Raw genomic sequence first — 6230 nt, forward strand, 5'->3', positions numbered from 1 at the left:
TTAGAAAATGATGAGCAAAAAAAGACAAACCCCAACTCAAATGAAGCATTTGAGTTGGGGTTTGTCGACAGTCTGAAGGCTGATTTAACAATCAGCCTTCTTTTGTGGAAAATTGGTCAACAATTATTGTAATGGCTCCGTCTCCAGTAACATTACATGCTGTACCAAAACTATCTTGTGCTAAATATAAAGCGATCATAAGTGAGATTAACGTATCGTTGAATCCCAACATGGATTGAATAATACCGGCAGCAGCCATAACTGCTCCTCCAGGTACACCCGGCGCTGCGATCATTATGATTCCCAACATTAAAATAAATGGGAACAAAGTGCTAAACGAAGCTGACATACCACTTAGGTACATGACCGCAATAGAACAGCTAACTAAAGTAATCGTACTTCCTGATAAGTGAATTGTAGCTAGCAAAGGAATTGTAAAATCAGAAATTTTTGATTTTACCCCTGTCTTTTTCGCTTGCTGTAATGTTACCGGAATGGTAGCTGCAGAAGATTGAGTTCCTATTGCTGTAAAATATGCAGGAAGCATTGTTTTGATTAATATAAATGGATTTTTCTTCGAAATCGCACCAGCAACACTGTATTGGATAATTAAATAAACAACATGGAGCAAAATAATCATGACAAAAACTTTTGCGAATATAGATAAAATGTCAGCAATTTGCCCGCCTTGAGTCATATTAGAAAAAATTCCAAATATATGAATTGGTAATAATGGAATGATAATGGAACTTATAAGTTTTTCAATAATATTGCGAAAATCTTCAGTAACTTTATACAATGTGTCCCCTTTAATAACTGCCATTCCAATACCAATCGTAAATGCAAGTAATAAAGCAGTCATAATTCCAAATGGTGGGGCCATATCGATTGTTATAAAAGAATCTAATAGTACATTTTCAGGGTTCTCAAATTGAGTTAATTTCGTATCTCCTAATATATTTGGATATAATGAGGTAGCTGTAAAAAATGCTAGCAACCCTGCGATAATTGTTGAACCATAGGCTAATCCTGTTGTTCCTGCTAATAATTTTCCTGCCCCTTTTCCAAGTTGAGCGATTCCTGGAGCAATAAATGCGATAATTATTAAAGGAATAGAGAACGATAAAAATCCTCCAAATACATGGTTAAACGTCACAAATATACGAATCATCCAATCTGGAGCTATTAAGCCAAATGTAATACCTAGTGCGATGGCAATTACAATTCTTGCTAGTAATCCAATTTTCATCGAATTCCTCCCTAAGGTGTAATCGTTTTCAATTTTATTACATAAATCTTTTTTTTTCTACAAAATTATTTAATTATCTTTATTTTCCATAATTTTCAGTATATATGAACTAGTACAAGTAGATTTTCAATAAAATAATGGTAATAATTTCGAATCGTTAAAAAATATGGAACAAGAAAAAAGTTTTTAACATGTGTATAAGAAAAATGATAAAATAAAGGCATTCAATCCTTTAATGGAGGTTTCAAATGAAAACAAAAATTAGCCTTTTATATGGTGGAAAATCTGCAGAACATCAAGTTTCACTACGTACAGCATTATCTGTCATTCAAGCACTTGATATGGAAAAATATGAGGTTCAACCAATATATATTACAGAAGAAGGGAGCTGGGTAAAGGGTCCAAAATTAAACGCTCCACTTCAAGATATTAAACAATTAACATTCCAAAATTCTGGTGGAAATGCCCAGCAAGCTCTAACTGCAATAAATGAATCAACGATTGTAACGAAAGATGAAGAAGTTTTACATGTAGTCTTTCCATTACTTCATGGGCCTAATGGTGAAGATGGAACTGTTCAAGGAATGCTAGAGCTATTAAATATCCCTTACGTCGGGAATGGTGTTTTATCCTCATCAGCAGGTATGGATAAAGTAATAATGAAAAATCTCTTTGCACAAGCGGGACTTCCACAAGTGAAATATGTCTCTTTTATAAAATATGAGTGGGTTAATAATGAGAAAAGTACGTATGAATTAACCGAATCTGAAATTGGTTATCCTTGTTTTGTAAAGCCAGCTAATTTAGGATCAAGCGTCGGAATTAGTAAATGTAATAACCGTGATGAATTAAAACAGGCTTTTGAATTAGCTTTCCAATTTGACAGAAAAATAATCGTAGAAGAAGGAGTACGTGCTCGGGAGGTTGAATTGGGAGTACTCGGAAACGACAATCCTAAATGTTCAGTTGCGGGAGAAATTGTCCCTAAAACAGAATTTTACGACTATAAAGCAAAGTATGAGGACGGGGATACTGCTTTAATAATTCCTGCAGATATATCGGAAGAAATTTATCAAAAAATGTGTGAGATGGCAATAAAAGCATTTAAAGCATTAGATTGTTCCGGTTTAGTTCGTGCAGACTTCTTTTTAACTGAAGATAACCAAATATTAATCAATGAAGTGAACACGATGCCAGGATTTACACCAATGAGTATGTTCCCACTTTTATGGAAACACTCAGGACTTAGTTATTCTCAATTAATTGACGAATTGATTGAGTTAGCAAAAGAGCGTTATAACATAAAGCAGAATATCAAATATTCGTTTTAAACGGGGTGGATTTTTCCAGCCCTGTTTTTCATTCAACCTATAAGATTTTGTTTTAGGAGGCTGAAAATTATGATCAAAAGGACCTTTCAAGAAGTAGCACATATGCTAGGTGTTTCAATAAAAGAAGTAGAATATAGCCAAATAAAAATTTCTGGGGTTTCAATAAATTCGAAAACCATTGAAGCGGGGAACTTATTTATTCCATTAAAAGGGGAAAATAGAGACGGTCATGAATTTGTCAAGATGGCATTTGAAAATGGAGCAGCGGCATCCTTATGGCAAAAGGATTATCCAAATCCTCCGGAAGGATACCCACTCATTTTTGTTGAGGATACACTTCGCGCTTTGCAAGAGCTTGCCAAAGCCTATAGAAATGAGTTGAATTTGAAAGTTGTTGGTATTACAGGGTCAAATGGGAAAACAACAACGAAAGATATTACTGCAGCTATTTTAGCCTCACAATATAAAGTCCAAAAAACGATTGGAAACTTTAATAATGAAATTGGCTTACCATTGTCCATTTTACAACTAGAAGAAGATACAGAAATTGCAGTATTGGAGATGGGGATGAATCGTTTTGGAGAAATTCACCTTTTATCAAATATAGCTCGTCCAGATGTTGCTGTAATAACAAATATTGGGGATGCTCACCTACAAGAACTTGGTTCTAGATATGGAATTAGTAAAGCAAAATTAGAAATATTAAATGGCTTAAAGGATGGAGGATTGTTTGTTTTTAACGGAGATGAACCATTATTATTGAATCAGATTAAAACATTAAATGGTGAAGGGAAATGGAGAGTTAAAACGTTTGGTAGAGAGACAAGTAATGATTTATTTCCAACATCCATTCAAGTAACTACGAATGGAATGTTATTTACAATCAATGAGTATAACGATACATTGTTACTTCCAATTTTAGGAGAATACAATGTATTAAATGCTTTGTCAGCTATTCATGTGGCGTTAGAGTTTCAAATTCCTTTCTCCAAAATAAAAAAATCACTACATACTATATCACTTTCAAATATGAGAATGGAATTAATCGATGGAATGAATGGGTCAAAAATATTAAATGATGCCTATAATGCTAGTCCTACTTCCATGAAGGCAGTTATAGATTTAGCAGGAAAATTAGAAGGGTATAAGAGAAAAATTCTAGTTCTAGGTGACATGCTGGAATTAGGAGAATCTGAAATCCAATTGCATGAAGAAATTGGAGAATCTATAAATCCAAATGATTTCAACTATTTATTCACATTTGGTAAACTTGCAGAATCGATTGCTAATGCTGCACGGAACAAATGGACGGATAAAAATGTGTTTAGTTTCCAAGATAAAAGTCAACTAATAAAGGAATTGAAAGAAATCGTCAATGAAGGAGATTTAATTGTCGTTAAAGGGTCAAGGGGGATGAAATTAGAAGAGGTTGCTTACGCATTAGCACATCAATAATATACTAAATCAGTTTCTCTATCTTTATCTGAAAATATTATCTTAATCAGATGAAGATAGGCTTTTTTTTATGAAGAACAAAATAAAGAGCTTTCTTTTTCAGAAGAATGTGGAGGTTATGATGAATTTTTTCCATACCATATGTAAAAAATACATTTGGTATCACTTAGTTGTTCCTTTCTTCTATACCATAAAAAATAGAGATAAAAACGGCAATTTCATAAAGAAAATTGCCCGAGTGATTTCACAGACAAAGGATTCATTGCATTGAGGTTATATAAATGTTAATATTAGTGAAGTCTATCCATGTTGTTCCATCGCTTTAATATACAAAAAATGAAACAGATTAATTATATTTCATAATAAAGTGAAAAATTGTTTAGGCAATAAAATAAAGGAGTATGAAAGAATTGGCAAAGTTTAACGAATTACCTTTAAGCGCATCGACGCTACGCTCATTGAATCGAATAGGATTTGAAGAAACAACACCGATACAAGAACAAACTATTCCACTAAGTTTAGAAAATAAAGATATTATTGGTCAAGCACAAACGGGTACTGGGAAAACGGCCGCATTCGGCATCCCATTAATTGAGAAAGTTAATGCAAGGGAACGTGTTATTCAAGGACTTGTTATTGCACCTACGAGGGAACTTGCTGTACAAGTTTCTGAAGAATTATATAAAATTGGGTACGACAAAAAGATACATGTACTTGCCATATATGGTGGTCAAGACATTAGCAGACAAATACGTGCGTTAAAGAAGCAACCACATATTATTGTAGGTACACCAGGTAGAATTTTGGATCATATCAATCGTAAAACGATGGACTTATCCAATATTCATACCGTTGTCCTAGACGAAGCCGATGAAATGTTAAATATGGGCTTCATTGAAGATATTGAGTCAATTTTAGAGAATGTGCCAAAAGAACGACAAACACTTCTATTTAGTGCTACTATGCCAGAAAGAATTAAACAAGTGGCAAAAAGATTTATGTCAAATCCACAAACCGTAAAAGTAAAAGCAAAAGAGATGACTGTACCTCAAATCGAACAGTATTTTGTGAAGCTAGAGGAACAAGAAAAATTCGACGCATTGACACGTCTTTTAGATTACCAGTCACCGGAACTGGCTATTGTTTTTGGGCGTACAAAACGCCGCGTAGATGAGTTGGCTGAGGCACTTTCTATCCGTGGTTATGCTGTTGAAGGCATTCACGGAGATTTAAGCCAGGCGAAAAGACTTTCAGTTATACGTAAATTTAAAGAAGCTAATATTGATGTATTGGTTGCAACAGACGTAGCTGCAAGAGGTTTGGACATTTCTGGAGTTACCCATGTTTATAACTTTGATATCCCACAAGATCCTGAAAGTTATGTTCACAGAATCGGTAGAACAGGTCGTGCAGGAAATACAGGTATGGCCATTACTTTCGTTACACCTCGAGAAATGACCTATTTAAGAACGGTTGAAGAAACAACAAAGAAAAGAATGAAAAAGTTACAGGTTCCGACGTTAGAAGAGGCGCTTGAAGGTCAACAACGTTTGGTTGTTGATAAAATTGTAAATGTCATTGAGGAAAATAATCTTTCATTATATTATAAAGCATCAGAAGAACTTCTAAGTAAATATGATGAAAAGACGGTAATCGCTGCTGCATTGAAAATGTTAACAAAAGAGCCAGATACAACACCTGTTCAAATTACTAGTGAAAAACCTCTTCCGGTGAAAAAAGATCGCCAATCTCGAAGATACAATGATAAACGTGTGCGACCAAAAGGCCGAGATGGAAGAGGAAAAAATAAAGAACGAGAAAAACTACAAAAAAAATCAAAAGACACTAATCGATCTTCTAGTCGTAGAAGAGGTTAAAGAATAAACAACTGGAAAAACTAATTTCAAGTAATGAAGAAGAAGGAGGAATTGAAGGTTCAATTTCTCCTTCTTTCTATGTGCGCCCGGCATGTACATGAACTATAGGGTGTAAGTCCCGAACCCCGAAGACAGAAGTAGAGGTTAGCCAAGAGCAAGGGTGTCCGTGGTGACGCGGAATCTGAAGGAAGCTGGAGGCAAAACACCGGTCCGAGGAACACGAACCTCATATAAGGCTAGATATGATTGAGTGAGTTTGCATAACAAAACAAAGCTCTTTCTGTCGAAGGTCATATCGAGTAAATGAGGCGGATAGAT

The 6230-nt window shown here is 34.7% G+C and carries 4 protein-coding genes; 3 read left to right on the forward strand and 1 reads right to left on the reverse strand.

All coding sequences use genetic code 11. The features are described 5' to 3' along the window. Positions 1 to 91: 91 nt before the first annotated feature. Entirely contained in the window at positions 92 to 1249 is a 1158-nt protein-coding gene (locus AC3ASS_RS13355) for a dicarboxylate/amino acid:cation symporter (protein ID WP_488284018.1), read from the reverse strand. Positions 1250 to 1497: 248 nt separating this feature from the next. On the opposite strand from AC3ASS_RS13355, the gene AC3ASS_RS13360 reads away from it, so the two are divergent. From AC3ASS_RS13360 to cshA, 3 genes are all read left to right on the forward strand, one after another. Then, on the forward strand, positions 1498 to 2580 hold the full coding sequence (locus AC3ASS_RS13360) for a D-alanine--D-alanine ligase (protein ID WP_488284019.1): 1083 nt from the start codon (positions 1498 to 1500) through the stop codon (positions 2578 to 2580). Positions 2581 to 2649: 69 nt separating this feature from the next. Beyond that, on the forward strand, positions 2650 to 4035 hold the full coding sequence (locus AC3ASS_RS13365; protein ID WP_488284020.1) for a UDP-N-acetylmuramoyl-tripeptide--D-alanyl-D-alanine ligase: 1386 nt from the start codon (positions 2650 to 2652) through the stop codon (positions 4033 to 4035). 410 nt (positions 4036 to 4445) lie between these two features. After that, positions 4446 to 5912, forward strand: coding sequence for a degradosome RNA helicase CshA (gene cshA, locus AC3ASS_RS13370; RefSeq protein ID WP_488284021.1), 1467 nt, complete (start codon positions 4446 to 4448; stop codon positions 5910 to 5912). The last annotated feature ends 318 nt before the right edge of the window (positions 5913 to 6230 follow it).

The sequence above is a fragment of the Bacillus sp. JST-5 genome (assembly GCF_057747715.1).